Source organism: Colwellia echini, assembly GCF_002843355.2.
GTDB lineage: Bacteria > Pseudomonadota > Gammaproteobacteria > Enterobacterales > Alteromonadaceae > Colwellia > Colwellia echini.
Map to the genome: position 1 here is coordinate 196,134 of NZ_PJAI02000001.1, position 19,782 is coordinate 215,915.

17 protein-coding genes are annotated in these 19,782 nt (G+C 35.9%); 10 read left to right on the forward strand and 7 right to left on the reverse strand.

Features of this window, described 5'->3' with window-relative positions; translation table 11 throughout:
* The first annotated feature begins 80 nt into the window (after positions 1-80).
* A complete protein-coding gene (gene rlmB, locus CWS31_RS00810; protein ID WP_101343259.1) occupies positions 81-836 on the forward strand; it encodes a 23S rRNA (guanosine(2251)-2'-O)-methyltransferase RlmB in 756 nt (251 codons plus the stop codon).
* Between the two features lie 69 nt (positions 837-905).
* Complete coding sequence (locus CWS31_RS00815) at positions 906-2,225, forward strand: YdgA family protein (protein ID WP_101343260.1); 1,320 nt, start codon at positions 906-908, stop codon at positions 2,223-2,225.
* Between the two features lie 119 nt (positions 2,226-2,344).
* Here CWS31_RS00815 and CWS31_RS00820 read toward each other — a convergent pair whose 3' ends face one another.
* The gene (locus CWS31_RS00820; RefSeq protein ID WP_101343261.1) at positions 2,345-3,313 is read right to left on the reverse strand and encodes a class 1 fructose-bisphosphatase; all 969 of its coding nucleotides are present in this window, start codon (positions 3,311-3,313) and stop codon (positions 2,345-2,347) included.
* 415 nt (positions 3,314-3,728) lie between these two features.
* On the opposite strand from CWS31_RS00820, the gene elbB reads away from it, so the two are divergent.
* Both elbB and CWS31_RS00830 read left to right on the forward strand, forming a co-directional pair.
* A complete protein-coding gene (gene elbB / locus CWS31_RS00825; RefSeq protein WP_101343262.1) occupies positions 3,729-4,397 on the forward strand; it encodes an isoprenoid biosynthesis glyoxalase ElbB in 669 nt (222 codons plus the stop codon).
* 178 nt (positions 4,398-4,575) lie between these two features.
* Complete coding sequence (locus CWS31_RS00830; RefSeq protein ID WP_101343722.1) at positions 4,576-6,507, forward strand: glycoside hydrolase family 3 N-terminal domain-containing protein; 1,932 nt, start codon at positions 4,576-4,578, stop codon at positions 6,505-6,507.
* 26 nt (positions 6,508-6,533) lie between these two features.
* Here the strand turns inward: CWS31_RS00830 and CWS31_RS00835 are convergent, their stop codons facing one another.
* The 3 genes from CWS31_RS00835 to CWS31_RS00845 form a co-directional block, all read right to left on the reverse strand.
* The gene (locus CWS31_RS00835) at positions 6,534-7,640 is read right to left on the reverse strand and encodes an AI-2E family transporter (protein WP_101343263.1); all 1,107 of its coding nucleotides are present in this window, start codon (positions 7,638-7,640) and stop codon (positions 6,534-6,536) included.
* 87 nt (positions 7,641-7,727) lie between these two features.
* A complete protein-coding gene (locus CWS31_RS00840; RefSeq protein WP_246143248.1) occupies positions 7,728-8,426 on the reverse strand; it encodes a potassium channel family protein in 699 nt (232 codons plus the stop codon).
* A gap of 46 nt (positions 8,427-8,472) precedes the next feature.
* The gene (locus CWS31_RS00845) at positions 8,473-11,040 is read right to left on the reverse strand and encodes a DUF748 domain-containing protein (RefSeq protein ID WP_101343264.1); all 2,568 of its coding nucleotides are present in this window, start codon (positions 11,038-11,040) and stop codon (positions 8,473-8,475) included.
* A 188-nt stretch (positions 11,041-11,228) separates the two neighbouring features.
* On the opposite strand from CWS31_RS00845, the gene CWS31_RS00850 reads away from it, so the two are divergent.
* The 4 genes from CWS31_RS00850 (at position 11,229) to envZ (ending at position 15,270) form a co-directional block, all read left to right on the forward strand.
* Positions 11,229-12,065, forward strand: coding sequence for a mechanosensitive ion channel family protein (locus CWS31_RS00850; protein ID WP_101343265.1), 837 nt, complete (start codon positions 11,229-11,231; stop codon positions 12,063-12,065).
* A 217-nt stretch (positions 12,066-12,282) separates the two neighbouring features.
* Positions 12,283-12,798 carry a hypothetical protein gene (locus CWS31_RS00855; protein WP_246143249.1) on the forward strand — a complete coding sequence of 172 codons (516 nt, stop codon included), beginning with the start codon at positions 12,283-12,285 and terminating at the stop codon, positions 12,796-12,798.
* Between the two features lie 394 nt (positions 12,799-13,192).
* Positions 13,193-13,915 carry an osmolarity response regulator transcription factor OmpR gene (gene ompR, locus CWS31_RS00860; RefSeq protein WP_101343266.1) on the forward strand — a complete coding sequence of 241 codons (723 nt, stop codon included), beginning with the start codon at positions 13,193-13,195 and terminating at the stop codon, positions 13,913-13,915.
* A gap of 62 nt (positions 13,916-13,977) precedes the next feature.
* Complete coding sequence (gene envZ / locus CWS31_RS00865) at positions 13,978-15,270, forward strand: two-component system sensor histidine kinase EnvZ (RefSeq protein ID WP_101343267.1); 1,293 nt, start codon at positions 13,978-13,980, stop codon at positions 15,268-15,270.
* Between the two features lie 124 nt (positions 15,271-15,394).
* On the opposite strand, the gene pckA is transcribed toward envZ, so the two are convergent.
* Positions 15,395-17,005 carry a phosphoenolpyruvate carboxykinase (ATP) gene (gene pckA / locus CWS31_RS00870; RefSeq protein ID WP_101343268.1) on the reverse strand — a complete coding sequence of 537 codons (1,611 nt, stop codon included), beginning with the start codon at positions 17,003-17,005 and terminating at the stop codon, positions 15,395-15,397.
* A 282-nt stretch (positions 17,006-17,287) separates the two neighbouring features.
* On the opposite strand from pckA, the gene CWS31_RS00875 reads away from it, so the two are divergent.
* Together CWS31_RS00875 and CWS31_RS00880 are read left to right on the forward strand one after the other, a co-directional pair.
* A complete protein-coding gene (locus CWS31_RS00875) occupies positions 17,288-17,575 on the forward strand; it encodes a hypothetical protein (protein ID WP_101343269.1) in 288 nt (95 codons plus the stop codon).
* 163 nt (positions 17,576-17,738) lie between these two features.
* A complete protein-coding gene (locus tag CWS31_RS00880; protein ID WP_101343270.1) occupies positions 17,739-18,302 on the forward strand; it encodes a CBS domain-containing protein in 564 nt (187 codons plus the stop codon).
* 149 nt (positions 18,303-18,451) lie between these two features.
* Here the strand turns inward: CWS31_RS00880 and hslO are convergent, their stop codons facing one another.
* Positions 18,452-19,324, reverse strand: a complete 873-nt coding sequence (gene hslO, locus CWS31_RS00885; RefSeq protein ID WP_101343271.1) for an Hsp33 family molecular chaperone HslO — start codon at positions 19,322-19,324, stop codon at positions 18,452-18,454.
* A 5-nt stretch (positions 19,325-19,329) separates the two neighbouring features.
* Positions 19,330-19,734, reverse strand: a complete 405-nt coding sequence (locus CWS31_RS00890; protein ID WP_101343272.1) for a S4 domain-containing protein — start codon at positions 19,732-19,734, stop codon at positions 19,330-19,332.
* Between the last annotated feature and the right edge of the window lie 48 nt (positions 19,735-19,782).

Consider the following 19,782-nt stretch of genomic DNA (forward strand, 5'->3'; position numbering starts at 1 on the left):
ACTATTTAACCTGAGCTCAGGTTGTTTATTAAGTGCTTTTTTATTAAGTACTTATTTTAAAATAAATACAGAGAAAGATCATGGCGAAAAATGAAGAGTTAGTTTTTGGTATTCACGCAATTAATGCCTTAATTGACGCAGCCCCAGAGCGTTTTATTGAAATTTGGATGTTAAAAGGTCGTGAAGATGACCGTATGATGCCAATCATTAACTTAACACGTAAATATGGTATTGGTACGCAACTAGTCAGTCGTAAAGCATTAGATGAAAAAAGTGAAGGTGAGCAACATCAAGGTGTTATCGCTCGAGTAAGGCCCGGTAAACAATATAACGAGAATGATCTAGACGATATTATTCAAGCTGCGAATAAAAAAGAGGTTCCAGCATTTTTACTTATTCTTGATGGCGTTACCGATCCTCACAATCTTGGTGCGTGTTTGCGAAATGCCGATGCCGCTGGAGTTCAAGCGATTATTGTTCCTAAAGATAATGCCGCACAAATTACTCCAACAGTACGTAAAGTTGCAGTTGGCGCAGTTGAAAGTGTGCCTTTAGTGCAAGTTACTAACTTATCAAGAACCATGAAACACCTGCAGCAGCAAGGTGTATGGATTGTTGGCACTGCCGGTGAAACCGATACTAACTTGTACGATGTTAAGCTTTCAGGGCCAATTGCTCTTGTTATGGGTTCTGAAGGTAAAGGTATGCGTCGCTTAACGCGAGAAAACTGTGATCAACTGGTTAAATTACCTATGGCTGGTGCGGTTTCAAGCTTGAATGTATCAGTAGCCACAGGTATTTGTTTATTTGAAATAGTACGTCAACGTTCTCTTTAATTCGAAAGTCCCTATAAATTAAAGTAAAAGTAAAATATTTAAACCAAAAATAAAAAGGAATAGGAAACCATGAAAAAAATAGTTATTGCTGTTGGTGTTATCGTTGCAGGTTTGCTCGTAGCACCAAAGTTTATTGGCTCGATTGTTGAAGAAGAGCGTGAAAAATCGGTTATGGAACTCAATAAACACGATGACGTTATCTTAACAACTAATCAATACACTAGTAGCTGGTTTGGCGCTGATGTCAGCTCTGAATTAACCTTTAACCTAGAAGACGACGGCTTAGGTGAAGTTACCGTATTATTAGAAGAGAAACTAACGTTTGGGCCAATAATTATTGCGGATCAAGGTTTACAGTTTGGTTTAGGCTATTCGACAATGACCTTTAAGTTATTGTCAGTAGATATTGATGAAGATATTACTCAGTTACTGAATGAAAAAATCCACCTAGGTGCGTTATTAGGCTTTAATAAAAATGTTACTGCTTTTATTAGCACCGATGAAGTGAGTATTGAAGAAGATGGCAGTTCTATTGTTTCAGCTCCATCATCTGCACAATTTACCTTTATTGATAATAAAGAAATTTCAGGTACTTTTTCTTGGGGTGGCCTTGAGTTAAAAGAATTTGGTGATCACTTTGTTGTTGGTAAAGTTAATATGACTACCGAACAAAAAGTTGCGCGCGGTGATTATTTACAAGGCACCGCAATTTTAACCGGTGATGCAAACTTTAAAGTATCGAAGATGAGTATGACTAGCGATAATAATACTGTTTTCTCATTAAATGACGCCGAGCTTAACTCAGTAGTTTCATTAGATAGTGAATTGTTAGCATTAGATTTAAAATATCACGCCAAAGATATTACCACCTCAGGTCAAACGTTTGAGCAACCTAATTTAGAGATCGTTTTAGACAATATCGATATTAATGCCTTACAAGAGCTAAATACTGCGATGGAAAACCTTCCCGCAAGTAATGCTGTTGAATACGATATAGATCAAAACAATGTTGATGATGTTCAAACCGAAGAATTGATGGCTGCTTTAGCTGATGTTGCGCAACAAATATTAGCGCAAAAACCTCGCTTAAAAGTAACTGATTTAAGTGTAGAAACCGCAGAAGGTAAAGTAGAGAGTCAATTCACTTTTACACTCAACGAAGACTTAGTTGACACCAATAACTTAAACTCAATGGCATTGATTATGGCTTTAGAAGCTGATGCTAAAGGACAAGTGCCTGTTGGTTTTTTAGATAGTTTAGGCGTAACACCAATGGTAGATAGTTTTGTTGAGCAAGGCTATTTTACTAAAAAAGATAACATGATTAGTTTTGATGCAAAATACGTACAAACGCAATTAACACTTAATGGTAAAGCTTTTCAAATGTAGTTATTTTAACCTATTTTAAATAACTAATGAGTACCAAAAAAAGAGCTTATTGTTTTAAACAATAAGCTCTTTTTAATTATAATTTCCACAATAATCTACAGAGGTTAAGCTAATTCAGATTACTTGTAATAGCTTAAGCACTTCTCTACTTCGTTTTTAGAACCCATGATAACTTCAACACGTTGATGAATACTATCAGGCTGTATATCCATAATACGGCCTTGGCTGGTCATAGCTAAACCGCCAGCTTGCTCAAGTAAAAATGCCATTGGATTGGCTTCGTACATTAAACGTAACTTATTTGGTTTACTCGCATCTTTACTGTCTGTTGGGTAAGTAAAAATACCGCCACGACATAACACACGATGAATATCACCCACCATAGCTGCAATCCAACGCATATTAAAGTTTTTACCACGAGGGCCAGTGTTGCCAGCAAGTAAATCATTAATGTAATTTTGCATTGGTGTTTGCCAAAAACGTTGATTTGACATATTCACTGAAAATTCAGCAGTATCGGCAGGTACTTGCACATTACGTTCTACTAAAAGAAACTCACCTTGAGTTTTGTCTAATACATAAAAGTGAGTGCCGTTACCTGTAGTCATAGCAAGCATAGTTGACGGGCCATAAAGCACATAACCAGCACATACCTGCTTGTCACCTGCTTGCTTGAACATATCATTATCATTAGCAGCTAAATCTTTAGGTGCTTCATGAATTGAAAAAATAGTACCGATTAACGAGTTAATGTCGGTATTAGAGCTACCATCAAGTGGGTCAAAAGAAACAAGGTATTTACCATCTTCAACACCAGCAACACAGTGGTCTTCTTCTTCTGATGAGATAGCCTTTACAAAACCAGACTCAAGAATAATTTCTTTCAACATATCATTAGAGATCACGTCTAATTTTTTTTGTACTTCGCCTTGAACGTTCTCATCTTCTGTTGAGCCTAATAAGTCGTTTAAGTGACCTTGACCTACACGAAATGAAATATCTTTTGATGCGGTTAAAATTGCTTGGATCAATGAAATTAAATCAAGAGGTACATTGTCTTGACGTAAAGCTGGGGCTAGTCGTTGCATTGGGTTACCTAAATTATTTGAAAGTGGTTGGCTTTTGCTATTGCTATACCATTCAATATTTACGTTAAAGTAGACACTTGAGTGGTAACTGAAGTATATCATAGCAAATTTGTGGTTTGCTTTAACATGGTTAATACAATTTATTCACCTAGTTTTTTTGTCACTTTCGGATTTTAAAGCTGATATGCTTTAAAATAATAGCCTTGGTTAAAGTAAAGTCGTAGGCATAACTGTTTTTAAACAACTTTTTTAAACATCATCAGGTATAGTTGTTATTAAAAGGTACCATCTCATTAAAGGTACAGTGTTATTAAAAGTATAGTTGCCATTAAAGGTACAGTTGTCATATAAAAGGATAATTGTCATTAAACGTTAGTACTACGATTTACTAACATTAATAGTAGAAGGGTAAATAATGAAAAACATAGCAGTAATTTTAAGTGGTTGTGGTGTTTACGATGGTAGTGAAATTCAAGAAGCGGTGCTTACTTTACTCGCCATAGATCAACAAGGCGCTAGTTATCGCTGTTTCGCTCCTAATATTGCGCAGCATCATGTTATTAATCACTTAACTGGTGAAGTTAGTGCAGCTGAGAGCCGAAATGTATTGGTTGAAGCAGCGCGTATTGGTCGTGGTGACGTAGAAGATATTGTTGAATTGGATGAAAAAGAATTCGACGCTATTATTTTTGTTGGTGGCTTTGGTGCTGCAAAAAATCTAAGTAATTTCGCACTATGTAATATTGAAGATAACGATACTTTCCAAGTCAATGAACAAGTATTAACTGCCGCCAAATCGTTTGCCAACGTTGAAAAACCTGCAGGCTTTATGTGTATTGCACCGGCAATGCTGCCCCTTATTTACCCTGAGGGAATTAAGGGTACTATTGGTAAGGACAATGCCACGGCAAACTTGATCACCGCAAAAGGTTTAACGCATATTGATTGTACGGTAACGGATATTGTTATTGATGAAACTTATAAAGTGGTAACAACCCCAGCTTACATGCTTGCTGAATCAATTAGTGAAGCGGCGGTAGGTATTAATAAGTTAGTGAAATATGTTATCGCGCTTTGTAAATAACCGTTTGTTATGTTTATGTTGTAGTTATATGTTGCAGGTATATGTTTTAGGTGTGTTTTAAATGGTAAATTTACCAAGTAATCTCTTTCGTCATAAAGGCTTTGTATTAGTAATAAGCACACTAATTTTTAGTTCTATTATATTCAGTATTTTTCCAAGTCAGGCAGAACCAATAAACATGAACAATAAGCGAATCAATCTCCAAAAATTGACTGATTTTGAACAACAGGTTGCACAAAGAATGTCTCTTGATATTCGTTATTATTGTGCAGACGTTAATGGCAAACCTAGCGTACCAACATCGAAACATTGCCGAAAAGGCGTTACCAAGCTACCTGAAGAGTTGGCAACCTTGATCAGTGAGACTTCAGTTGGTGGTATTGTACTGTTTGCTGAAAATGTACAAAACACCGCACAAATTGTAAAGCTAACTTATGATATTCAAAGCGCTGCGCTTAAGTCGGAAAGTAAAAACCCGTTAATAATTTCGATCGATCAAGAGGGCGGACGTGTTGCTCGTTTTGCTGATATGACCGGCTTTGCAGGTAATATGGCTATTGGCGCGAGCTACCCTAAACATGGTACTTCTTTTGCCACACAAGTTAATGCGGTGATTGCCAAAGAATTAAAAGCCTTAGGGATTAATAATAATTACGCACCAGTAATTGATGTGAATACTAATGCAGATAACCCAGTAATTAATACCCGTTCATTTGGCGAATCTGCAACGCAAGTTGCCGAGCTTGGCGCAAGTGCTGTTAATGCAATTCAAGCACAAGACGTTATGGCTACACTGAAACACTTCCCAGGGCATGGCGATACTCATGTAGATAGTCACTTAGGTTTACCGCGTGTTGATCACGACAGAGCCAAAATTGATGCAGTCGATCTCGCGCCTTTTACTTGGGCAATAAAAAATAGTAAACCAGCGATGATAATGACCGCACATATTCAATATCCTGTGCTTGATAGTAGTGTTTTTACCAGTAAAAGTGGCGATAAACTGATTCGACCCGCAACTATGTCACGTAAAATATTAACGGATTTGCTCAGAACTGATATGGCGTTTGACGGTATTATCGCGACCGATGCGCTTGATATGGCAGGTATTAGTCAGTTTTTTACAGAAGTTGAAGCTGTGGTAGAAACCTTTATTGCGGGTGCTGATCTAGCGGTAATGCCATTTAAAGTAAAAACCCCTAAAGACATTGCCAATTTTTATGACTTTGTTAAAAATGTTGCAAAATCTCTCAATGATCGTATTGAGTTAGAAGAATATACGCTAGCCGAATTTCAACAGTCTATTGCTCGGTTGAACAAGTACAAGCAACAATATATTAAACTGCCTAGCGATAGTATTGAAATTCAAATTGCGAATGCAGAAAAAGTTATAGCCACAACAGAACACCTTAATAGCGAGCAAGCCCTAGCTGATGCTGCGTTAACTTTACTTAAGAATAATGCTATTAAGATGGGGGGTGACTTCAATCAGCAACTAATCCCTATATCGTTAAAAACCACAAAACAACTTCATCTTGTGGTTGCTAATCAAGCAGAACTTGATGCACTTAGTTTTGCTTTAACTAGCAGTATAAATAACGTTATAACTAACGCGATAAACAGCAAGGTTATTAGTCAAGAACACGCAAAAATAAATATCAGTTATTTTATTGCTGATGATAGAAAATTCAATAATATTAACGAAAAATTAATTGCTCAGGCTGATGTGGTAATTGCCACGCTTGATATTAAAACCGCAAGTTTGGTTGATTTAGGCGGTATGGATGATCTGAATTTAAGTAAAGGCTCTGGCGCAAAACCAAGTTATGGTAGTAAGGCACAACAACAGCAAAAATTAACTTATGACAAATTATTAAAGCAGCAATTAACACTAGCGGCGAATTTAAAAACGCCATCAATACTCATTGCTAAAGGATCTCCTTTTTTATTAAAGCAATATAGTGAATTGGCTGATGCGGTTTTGTTAAATTTCGACGATAGAATTTACCAGAGTAAATTAGGACAAAAAATAAGCCCAGGTTATAATGCCAGTATGGAAGCTATTTTGGGTAATATTAAAACAACAGGTAAGTTACCTGTTAGCTTCTAAACAACATTAACCTGGACTCAGGTTAGTTAATATTCTGTTTTATGCTTGCTAGCACTTTCTTTGTTTAGCGTTTTTTGGTTTAACCAATCCATGATCAACTCATAACCTAATGCTAAAACAATAGCGCCAACAAATAAGCCAACAATACCAGACATTAACATACCGCCAATAGCGCCTAATAAAATAACCAGCATTGGTATATTCATACCACGACCTAAAAATAATGGCTTTAAAAAAGCGTCGCTAGTACTAACAATAACACTGAAAATTAAAAAGAGAACCGCTGGCGTTGTATCAGCCACACTAAAGTAATAAGCGGCAATAGGCCCTAAAATAATAATAGGGGGAAGTTGTGCTATTGCTAAAATAAGCACAATAATTGCCCATACACCTGCTCCAGGAATATGAGCAATCATTAATCCAACCCCCGCTAATAATGATTGAATAGCAGCTACGCCAAGTACGCCAGTAGCAACACTGCGAATGGTTGCAATAGTGGTGTTAATTGTTCTGTCACCACTTTCATTCATCAAGCGACGCGTTAGCTTACTTACACCATTATGTAGGCTTGTAGATTTGGTCATAAACACGGTAGCAATAATTAGCGAGGCAATAAATTGTAAAATACCGCCGACAATACCCGCAGCAGCAGATAATAATTTTTCAGACAGCCCCTTAACTTGTTCGCTGTATTGCTCAATAACTGTTTGAATATCTTGTGATGATTCATACCAAAGTTGAAATAATTTTTCACCAATCAACGGCCAGTCTTTGATGCTGTCATTAGGCTTGGGTATTTTTAAAGTACCTGCTTCCATTTCAGTATAAACATGCTGAGCAGAATCAAAAGCAGAAGAAGCTAGGTTAGTGGAAGGTACGGCAATAATAGATATACCTAATAAGGCAATGATTATTGAAGCAAATTTTTTATTACCTTTTAACAAACGGCTTAACTTGCTGTGAAGTGGAAATAAAGCAACAGCAAGAATTGCAGCCCAAATAACTATCATAATAAAGGGACTTATTATTTGAAAACACCAAACAATAACTAAAGCCAAAGCTCCAAGTTTTATGGCTATATCAATAATACGTCGGTTAAACACCTGTTCATTATCGCCTGTTTTATCTGTCATATATTTCTCATTGTTATGATGGTTTTCTAAGTGAATTAATGTTTTTAATAGGCTCTTTATTGTATGTTTTTTATTTAAATAGCATTTTTAATTAATACGGTTGTTTCGCTTTAAATTGGTACTGGCCATGTGTGAACCAACCAAATTTGCCACTAATATAGCTAAATAAAATTGGCCAACAATCGCTTCAAAATACACCAAAAATCGTGAAACGGGTAAGGTGGGTGAAATATCACCAAAACCTAAGGTTGTTAATGTAACAAAGGAAAAGTACATAAAATCAGGGAATAACGTAAACCATTGATTATTTTGGTTTATATTTGTAAAGGAACCTGGGATGTAAAGCTGGATCAAGGTATATATTACCGCCCAAATTAAGCCCATTAATAAATATAAGCAAATGGCTCCTAATATTTTATTGATATCAATTTCACCAGTAAAGAGTACTTGTTTAGCTGTTTGCAAGCCTGTAATGATGAAAAACACCAACAACATAAACAAATACAACTTATCGAAGTAAGAGTTATCTAGCCAGGCGCTAAAAAATGAAAAAACTAAAATAGCAAAAGGGAGCATAAAGGTTTTTCTTAAAAAGAAATTTTTAGACTCCACTCCCCATACCGCTACTAATAAGGTAACTATAGTAGCGGATTGCACCATTCGCTGTACGGAAGCATGGAAAAACTGTTGCGCCAATGCAGTGCTTAATAATAATAAACATAAGGCTACAGTAAGATAAATGAAATTATCTTGGCTTGTTATTTTTTTAAATGCTTTTACTTTCATATTAGTTGCAAATTATTTTCAAATTAGTTTTGAGCTACCTGATGAATTAGACTGAAATAGCAATATGTGGAATTGCACCCTCACTGCTATCAATTTTAGGTTTGCACAGTAGAATACGCGATGATGGAAGTTTACCTTCTTCAATTAGGTAATCTTTTAAGGCGTGTTCACGTTTTTCACCGATATCAATTAACTTTTTAATGGAGGCTTTGTCGGTTACCGAAACACCTGCGGGTAAGTCAATGTCAGCAGGCGTGCTCACAGCACAAAGGGTTACTCGGGTGTCTTCTTTGTCATGCATTAAGGCAATAAACTCTGTTAAATAAGTACTTTGATTATCGCCAACCTCAATTTGTTTCGCATTATATTCTAAATCATCAAAACGTAGTTTTAAGGCAAACTCCCCAGCAGTAATCGCAATTGATACTATGTTGGCGTAGGGCACAAAAGTAGTCATTAAATAGTCTTGGGTTGCCGACATTATCGCTTTTTGGGTGATTAAGGTAATGATGCTACTCATTCCAAATTGTGGATCAGAAGTAGAGCCGCTTAGTGGTACCTCAAGTTCAACATTGCCATCACTGTCTTTTAACATACCCATTGCCATGTTTAATGGTAATGCGCCTTGGCTAATTAAGCTACCTGCTTCTTCTTCATCAACTAGAGCGGTTTCTAACGCCTGTAGTAATACCACAACATTACCATCAAGTTCATCACCGGTAAGCGTGACATTTAAAGCTGTATTAAGTTGACCTGTTTTTACTTCTATACCTGTAGAGCCTTTTAAATAAGAAGAAATAGCAGGTAATGAGAACTCTTTGAAGTCGCCCTCTAAGTGATAAGTAGCAATCTCGGCAAAAGGTTGTAAGTAACCTGCGAGGCTAAAATTGGCGTATTTATCACTACGTCCTACTAATGCGAAAGGCGTTTGTTCTTGTTTTTTAACTGGACCATTGCTTAATGCACCAAGTTCAAGTGTGTCTATATACAAAGTGCGCTGATAAAAAGGGTCAACACTAAAGTCGCTAAAAGCAAAAGAGTTATCATTAATAAAACGCAATTCATTAAAGCTAAAGATAAAAGCTTCCTCTTTTACTTCCGTATCTGTGTTGGCAACATCTTGTTCAGTATTTTCTTTGCTTTCGACAGGTTCTACGGTAACACCTTCGGTAATAGGTTCTTGTTCTGTCTTATCAGCCAAAGCAATTAAATTAGCGAGTTCTTTATTTTCTTTAACAATAACTTCACCCGTTAAGGTGTCAAAAATAATGCTGTTGATAGCAATATTTTTTTCATGAATCTTTAAGTTATTAACAGTTAGTTTTTTTAGTTCTAATACTGGAGGTAATTTAACTAAAGCTTCAGCAGAAATATCAATGCCTTCTTGTTCTGATAGATCATTAATTCTCTCAATAGTTTGTAAGGCAATTTCATCAGCTAACTTAGCTTTTTTAGAGAATAAAAAATCCTCTAATACTATATCTGTAATATCAACACTCGGCTCTTCATCAAAAAGAAAGTTAATATCAGCTAACTCAAGTTGTCTAAATGAGGTAATTGTATCTGTAGTTTCATTGTCATTTACGGCCAGATTACTTAGTTTGATATTACTTTTACCATCAAGGTGTGTGAGTGCATTATCTTGTAAATCAATAGCAATATCGGCAAAGTTATATTGTAATTCATTTAACGTTAAATGATGTTTAGGTAAACCAATGAGCAGGTTTTGTAAACCTAAGTTGGCTTTTTGCACTCGAAGGTTGATGCCGGTATCGGCAAGAGTTATCGTTTGTTGGCTAGTGAATGATAATGAGCCTTTTAGTTCGTTAAGATCTTCAACGTAACGGGCTAACTTTTCAACAGGGTAATTACTTAAACGAATATTACTGTTTATATCGCCTTTACCTAAGTTTAAGTTCGTATTCGCGGTAAGCGCTAATTCGGTTTGGTCGATTAAAGCAGTTAACGCTAAATTAGCTTCTTGGTTGTCTTGTGTTGCTTTAACTTGGCTTAATGCCAGTTGTTCAATGTTAATATGATGAGTTTTGTTTTTTTGCTGTTGCGTATCTCTTTCTATATCAATGGTAAAATTACTGAGTATAAAGTCAGGTAACACAAACTGATAAGGAAATTCTGTAGTTGGTTCTGCAGTTGTTTCGGTTAAACCTTCGTCCATCGTTTCAGTTGCATTATCATCGGCAGCAGTATCATCTTCAGCCTTAGGTAATGTTATACCAGCAATAACGAGTTCATTATCATGTTGAGTAACTCTTAAGGTACCTTGATTTATGACAAACTTACTAACCACAATTTTATCAAATGCTAATTGCCATAGGGCTACTTGAAGTTTTAATTCCGCTAAAGTGAATACGTTTATCTCTGGGTTTTGCAATGTTGATAATTTGATATCAGCAAGTGTAACTCTCATTAAAAAAGGGTTAAAGCGTATGCTAGCATCATCAGATAATTGTAACTGTTGCTCAGCTAAAATAGGGGTAAGGTAGTGTTTAGCGATCGGTGAAGATATTAACCAAATAAGAGAAAACAAACCGAGATATAAAGCTAGTAAAACTTTAAAAAATTTGTGGGTGAAGAAGTTGAACAGGCTTGTCATGGTAAAGACGTTCCTTGTGTATTTAAATAGTTGATGTGTTTCTTATTATTTGAATTTACAACCTATAAAATGGCGTAAATAATGTCGAATGTAATTTACACCATTTTTCAAAAAAGTTACAATTGTTAAAGCGAGTTAATTTATTTAAATTAACTCATTAGGTACTCTCTAACTAGGATATCAGTTTCATGGAATTCAATATAGAAAAAGTCGAACATTATATACAAATGCTTGGTGAAATGGCTGTGCAATATGGCGTGCAGATTTTACTCGCAATTATTGCTTACGTGGTTGGTAGCTTTATTATTAAAAAAGTACTTAATCTAGTTGCAATGGGTTTAGAAAAAAAGAAAGTTGAAATTACTTTACATGGTTTTTTATTAAGTATTTTAAGTGCCCTATTAAAAGTTATTCTAGTTATTGTTGTTGCTTCAATGATTGGTATTCAAACAGCATCATTTATCGCTATTTTAGGTGCTGCAGGTTTAGCTATTGGTTTAGCACTTCAAGGTAGTTTAGCTAACTTTGCTGGTGGCGTATTAATCTTATTATTCCGTCCATTTAAAGCCGGTGATGCAATTAAAGCACAAGGTTTTGCAGGTAGCGTTGAAGAAATTCAAATTTTCAATACTATTTTAAAAACATTTGATAATCAGCGTATTGTTATTCCAAATGCTTTATTATCAAATGGTTGTGTAACAAATATTAATGTTAATGGTACACGCCGTGTTGATATGGTTTTTGGTATTGGTTACGACGATGATATCTCTAAAGCAAAAGCTGTTATTCGCTCGTTGCTTGAAGCTGATGAACGTGTATTAAAAGATCAACCTATTGATATTTGGGTTGGCGAGCACGGTGACAGCTCAATAAACTTATTTGTACGCCCTTGGTCAAAGTCTGCTGATTATTGGGGTATTTACTTCGATATGATGGAAAAAGTTAAACTTGAATTTGATAAAGCTGATATCTCTATCCCATATCCGCAACGTGATGTGCATATTCACCAAACACCAAGTGCATAATCATTAATGTTATTTGAAAAAATGATTTAAACACGTATAAAAACGTAATTTTTACTAAGCCTATTTCAGCTACCTGAGATAGGCTTTTTTGTTATAGCGCGCACTTAAGGTCTAGGGTTATATATGTCAAAATATACAACTGTATTTATAATATGGTTCAAATATAGTTAAGGATGGTGGTATGAAAAAAAATAATATAAGAAAATCCCTAAATATAATGCTTCTGTCTTTTATTTTTTATGCTCAGCCTAGTCACGCGTGGTGGCTGTCTGCAGCGCATTCTGCACCGTTGACAACAAACGAAGAAGTCATAGTTGAGTCTACGCCTGAAAGTAATAAAGCTCACAATGATTGGTTAACAAGTCGATTTAGTGAACAGCATCAGCAATTAATTCCGGTGGTTGCAGTCGCCGATATGTTTTTTTCTTGTAATAACACGCGAAAAACAGATGAATCTGATTATGAGTTGAGTTTTCTTATTAACAAAATGGATAGAAATACCCTGGCAGAAAAGTTAATTACCTGTTTGGGGGAAGATACTATGCAATCTGACGAAGCGATAAACTTTGGCTTGTTTGGTTGTTTTCATGCGCAACTGGCTCATTTACCTAAAAAGGACAGGGAAGAAAAGATGGTATTAGTGCAGCAAGCAGTAAAGTCGCTTTCTCATTCAGAACGTCAAAAAAGCTTCAGCCAATGCGTCACCGAGCAAAGTATTCATTACTTAAAATAAAGGTTGTCATTTGACGTGTTTGATATTTAAAGTGCGTGATCGCATGTGCATTTAATCAGTTCTACTTTACATGCTCTGCCTTGCCTAAATACCAAACATGCTGCTTTAAAAGTAATAGCGAAAGATTAACAGCCCTTAATGATGAGTTTATATTTGGTTAATAATTTAAGTTAATAGTTCAGGTTAATAACATAAATTGTAACAAATGCTTGGCAGCATTTACTTTTTGTAACTTCAACATAGTAAGCAATTTCGCTTATAGTAGCGTAAAATTAATAATCGACAGTAAAATCGACAGTAAAATCGACAGTAAAATCGACAGTAAAATCGACAGTAAATATTTAATCAAACGATTCGATATAACAGTAGCTAACCAAGTAAAGTGACCAATAATATGCCTCAAGAAACAACAAAAATTTTAGTAGTAGATGATGATATGCGTCTTCGCTCTCTGCTCGAACGCTACCTAGTTGAACAAGGCTTTACCGTACGCAGTGCTGCTAATTCTGAGCAGATGGATCGACTACTTGAGCGTGAAAACTTTCACTTAATTGTGCTTGATTTAATGCTTCCTGGAGAAGATGGCTTATCAATTTGTCGTCGTTTACGTCAAAATTCAAATAATATCCCTATTGTTATGTTAACCGCTAAAGGTGATGAAGTTGATCGTATTATCGGTCTAGAGCTAGGTGCAGATGATTACATGCCTAAACCTTTTAATCCGAGAGAATTACTAGCGCGTGTTAATGCGGTATTACGCCGTAAAACTCAAGAAGCACCAGGTGCTCCTGCTCTAGAAGAAAATACTATTAGTTTCGGTGGCTATCAATTGAATTTAGCGACCCGAGAAATGCAAAAAGGCGAAGTAAGTATGCCACTTACCAGTGGTGAGTTTGCGGTACTCAAAGCATTAGTTACCCATCCGCGTGAACCATTATCACGCGACAAGTTAATGAATTTAGCGCGCGGTAGAGACTATTCTGCTCTTGAACGCAGTATTGATGTACAAGTGTCGCGATTGCGCCGTATGTTAGAAGATGACCCGACTAAACCTAGATACTTACAAACGGTTTGGGGTTTAGGTTATGTTTTCGTACCTGACGGAACTCAAGCGTAGTTTGTTTTTGCGTTTTAGCGTTAAGATTTTTAAATGAAAGTTCTTTTAATGATAATATTTAAATGAAAATATTGCCTCGTAGTGCTTTTGGACAAACGGTTTTATTGATTGGCTTTTTGCTTTTTATCAATCAAATAGTGTCTTATATCTCATTTGCTATCTATGTTTTTGACCCGCACCAACAACAAATAAACCAGTTGTTGGCTAAGCAAGTGCGCGTTGTTTTTATTGATATAGATGACGCTAAATTAAGTCCAAAAATGGCGAAAGCTTTTCATAATGAAACAGGCATTGGTGTTTATCGTGAGCATGACGCAATGGCTGCAGGATTAGCTAATGCGGTGTTATATTCTTATCGCTCAGAGCAAATGTCATTATTGCTCGGTGGTCCCGCGGAAGTGAGAATTTTTGATGGTGATGAATATCTGTTTTGGATACGTGCACCGCAAGCGCCGCACCTTTGGGTCAAAATACCCATTAATGGTATGGAAAAAGGCAGTATTTCACCATTAATATTCTTTATGGTGGTTATTGGTTTACTAAGTGTTATGGGAGGGTGGCTTTTTGTTAGACAGCTTAACCGACCATTAAAATCATTAGAGCTAGCAGCAAAAGATGTTGGGCGTGGCGATTTTCCTGATCCTTTAACTGAACGTGGTACCTCAGAAATAATGGCGGTAACGCAAGCGTTTAATCAAATGTCCAAAGGTATTAAACAGCTTGAAGAAGACCGAAATTTACTTATGGCGGGTATTTCTCATGACTTACGCACCCCGCTAACGAGAATTCGTTTAGCCAGTGAAATGATGCATGAGCAAGATGCTTTTCTTAAAGAAGGCATCGAAATTGATATTGATGACATGAACAATATTATTGACCAGTTTATTGATTACATTCGTCATGATTCAAAAGATAAAGCCGAGTTAGATGATTTAAATGAGCTTGTTGAAGAAGTCGTTAATGTAGAAACACCAAGTAATCGTGTGATCAATACCCAATATGGTGACTGCCCTAAAATACCGTTACGCCATGTTGCCGTTAAGCGCGCTCTGGCAAATTTAGTGCAAAATGCTATTCGTTATACAACAGGTGAAATTGACGTATCTACTGGCATAGAAAAAGGTTTTGCTTTTATTATTGTAAGTGATAATGGCGCAGGTATTCCAGCAGCAGATATTGACCGTTTATTCCAACCATTCACTCAAGGTGACACCGCTCGAGGCACTGAAGGTAGCGGCTTAGGTTTAGCTATTATAAAACGTATTGTTGAAGCACATGGCGGTACTGTAGAGTTAACAAATAGAACTACGGGTGGCTTACAAGCGAAAGTGCGTTTACCTTTGAAGAGTAAATAAGCCAACACCCTAGCGATAGAATGTATTCGCTATATTTTTTGATGTATTGATTGATTGTCATAAAAAAGCCAGACTTAAACTTCTGGCTTTTTACTAACATTTTCACATGACAATTTTTGTAAAATTAGCGTTGTGGGCCTGCACTAACTAATGCTTTGCCGTTATCTGTATCAGTAAACTTTTCAAAATTATTGATAAATAACTCAGCTAAATCATCTGCTTTCTTAGCCCAAATAGAAGCGCTGTCGTAAGTGTTTCTAGGATCAAGAATCGCATCTTCAATACCCGCAAGTGAAAGCGGTACAGATAAATTAAATATTGGAATGATTTGCGTTAAAGTATGATCTATCGAGCCATCTAATATCGCATCAATAATAGCACGGGTGGCTTTAATCGAAATACGTTTCCCCGTACCGTTCCAACCAGTATTTACCAAGTAAGCTTCTGCTCCTGCAGCAACCATACGTTGATGTAACACTTTAGCGTATTGTGTTGGGTGTAAGCTTAAAAACGCGGCACCAAAACAGCTAGAAAAAGTTGGCGTTGGCTCTGTAATACCACGTTCAGTTCCGGCTAACTTAGCGGTAAAACCCGACAGAAAGTAATATTCGGTTTGCTTTGGTGTTAACTTAGCTACTGGCGGTAATACCCCAAAAGCATCAGCAGTTAAGAAAATAACTTTCTTCGCATGACCTGCTCGTGAAGTAGGTTTAACAATATTATCTATATGATAAATAGGGTAAGAAACCCGAGTATTCTCTGTTTTTGAATTATCATTAAAATCAATTGTTCCATCATCAGCAACGGTTACGTTTTCCAATAAAGCATCACGCCTGATAGCATTGTAAATGTCAGGTTCATTTTCTTTACTCAGGTTAATTGTTTTTGCGTAACAACCGCCTTCAAAGTTAAATACGCCTTTATCATCCCAGCCATGTTCATCATCACCAATAAGTTGACGATGAGGATCGGTTGATAAGGTAGTTTTACCGGTGCCAGATAAACCAAAGAAAATAGCTGTTTCGCCATCTTTACCCACGTTTGCACTACAATGCATAGAAGCAATACCTTGCAGTGGTAGGTAATAGTTCATCATTGAAAACAAACCTTTTTTCATTTCGCCGCCATACCAAGTTCCACCAATTAGCTGAATTTTTTCAGATAAATTGAAGGCGACAAAGTTTTCAGAATTCAAGCCTTGCGTTTGCCACTGTGTATTAACAGTTTTAGCTCCGTTCATTACCACAAAATCAGCTTCAAAATCTTCTAGTTCACTGTCGGTTGGGCGAATGAACATATTTTTCACAAAGTGGGCTTGCCAAGCAACCTGGGTAATAAAGCGTACTTTTAAACGAGTTGATTCATCGGCACCACAAAACGCATCTACTACAAATAAACGTTGCTCAGATAATTGCTTAGTTACTAAGCCTTTTAAATGATCCCAAGTTTGAGGAGTCATGGGATGGTTGTCATTCTTACCTTGATCAGACCACCACACGGTATCGCGCGTAATGTCATCGCGAACAATATATTTATCCTTAGGAGATCGCCCAGTAAATATACCCGTATTAACGTTTACCGCACCAAGCTCTGTTACTACACCTTTATCACAGCCTTTGAGTTCTGCTTTAGTTTCTTCACTAAACAGTAATTCATACGATGGGTTATAAATTATTTGGCGAGGGTTAGATATACCGTATTGTGATAAATCAATAGTGATACTTGGCGTTGTCATAGAAATCCTCTCTTAATATTAAAAAAGTAATCTTACAATGTGTATTTTAAATAATAATGATCGGTCATTTGAAAGTTTTCATCTCGCTTATAAAGTTATCATAAGTGAGTAATAGCTAAAACGAAAGTATAAAGCTAGGTTAATGTAATTTAGAGGGGGAATTAAATGGTGAAGCTGTAAATCATGGATACATATTATTACAAAGATAACAGCAGAAATGGTTGCGCAAGAATGCTATTAGCGCTATAAATAATGTTGTGTTTAGTTATATAAAGTATGTTTATGTATCAATATTTTCTCACTTTAATTATTGCTTTTAGTTTACTGAATTATTCAGTAAGTGCTGTTGCGCTTGAGAATAACATAGTAAGCGTAAGTAAAATTTATATAGTTGACGTTGAGCAAGATAGCCAAACTACAGATTTAGATGTTGAACACTGCTTTGTTAATAACATAAATTATCATAACGCATTACAAAACATATTTGTTTTAACGGGTTATGATTTAGCTGATTTAAAAAATACTTATACTACTGGCTCAATTAGAGCCCCCCCTCATACTGCCTCTTAATTTTATATCGTCACTGATGAAATATTATTTTTAATCGTTTCATTTTATAAAACAGACAAAATACCTAACATACTAATAGCTTGGCTTTTTTTGAGTTACTCATCGAGGCTGGATATGTCGCTATCGTTAGGGAATAAATATAATAAATATTAGGTAGTTAATTATGAAAAATTTAGCCTTATGTAATCTTGAATCAATAGATGAATTAGCATGTCCAAAAGATAAAAATGTTAATTTAAACTCTTCAGCTCTTACTATTTTTACTGACTTTGAAGCAGTACAACCGATAGTTTTAGATGCTTCCACTTCTGCAGTAGAAGCAGAAAAATTAATGATAAACTCGCATGTTAGACTTATTATTATTGTCGAACAGTCTCACTTTTTAGGCGTAGTGAGTTTAGATGATCTAAACCTACAGGGAATAATTAAACGCGAAGCTAGCGGTATTCCAAGAGCAGAGCTATGTGTTGCTGATTTTATGCAAGCAAGAAATGAGTTAAAAGCTTTTTCTTATGAGGAGTTACAAAAATCCAGTATCAATGATGTAGTTGAAACGCTACAAAAAAGAGGGCAACAACACTGTATTGTGGTTGATCGAGATAGCCACATGATCCGCGGTATAATCTCAGCTAGTGACATAGCTAGAAAATTAAGAATACCTATTAATATTAATGTAGATTCTAGTTTTGTTAATATTTTTAATGCGTTATATCACTCAGCAGCATAATACTGTATTTATCCGTTAGGATTTATAAGCTGATATATGATATATGATTTATGATATATAAGAGAGGGGAATTAGCCTTTAACCATTACTTATTTTTATAAGGTGATTAAAGGCTGATTGTATATATTTATCTAATTTAATTATCTAATTTAATGTCTAACGTCTGAAATGTACTCTTGTAAACTTAGTTCATCAAAATCATAGGTGGTTACACAGTAATCACAAGTCATCGAAATCTTACCTTGTTCAGCTAAAATAGCTTTAATTTCACTTGGTTCAATTTGAGCTATAGCTGTCAAACATTTATCTGCAGAGCAACCACAAACGTAACTAACTGTTTGTGGTTCAAAAATATTTACCGCTTCTTGATGATATAAACGATACAGTAATGCTTCAGCTTCTAATGAAAATAACTCTTCACTTTTAATGGTGTTTGTAAGTTGGCAAAGATGTTCAAAATCAGTTGTTTGTTTTTGTTTGTTTTCAATACTACCATCACCATCAGGTAATAATTGTACTAAAGCACCACCGGTAAGTTGTTGCTCAGTATCACTAAATAACCAAATTTTTGTTGGGATTTGTTCTGATACTTCAAAGTAATGGGCTAAACAACCTGCAAGGGTCTCTTGATCTAAAGCAACCACGCCTTGGTAAGCTTCACCAACAGATGGGCGAATAGTAATGATCATAGTGCCTTTACCAATAAGACCTTTAAGTGTATCAGCAGAGGTTTCTTCAGTCATTTTAGCAATGCCACGCATTTGTTGGTTGTTATTACCACTTACCGACATGTAACCAACAGGACCGTCACCTTGTAGTTGCACGGTAATATCACCTTCAAATTTTAAGGTGGCAGTTAATAAGCAAGTAGCGCTGAGTAATTCGCCTAATAATTTTTCCACACCTGATGGGTAATTATGATTTTTAATAATTGCTTTAAAACTACTGCTTAATTGTACTAGCTCACCACGGGCATGGGCATCGGTAAATAAGTAACGATTTAATACATTGAATTGGCTCATAGCGGTTAGATCCTTTCTTTAAATTCACGTAGCTTTCTACGCTGTTTTTTATCTGGTTTAGTATCACTTGCAGGGCTCAATAAAATACCTTGCTTACGTGCAAGTGCATTTTTTTCACGAGACTCTATACTTTGTTTACTTTCTGAATATAAGGTTTGGGCAAAAGTTGCGTCACTACGTTTGTCAGCTAATGCGATCACGGTAACTTCTTTTTCTTCAAAACCTTGTCGTATTTTTATTATATCACCAATTGCTACTGCTTTTCCTGACTTAGTGCGTTGACCATTATAAAAAATTTTACCACCGTCAATCATTTGTTTTGCAATTGCTCGGGTGCGATAAAAACGAGCCGCCCAAAGCCACTTGTCTAATCGTGTTGCCGTGTTTTGGGTAGCTTTAGTTGTTGTCATAATTAACCTATAGTTAAGGAACTTATATAATTAATATTGGTCTTAAAA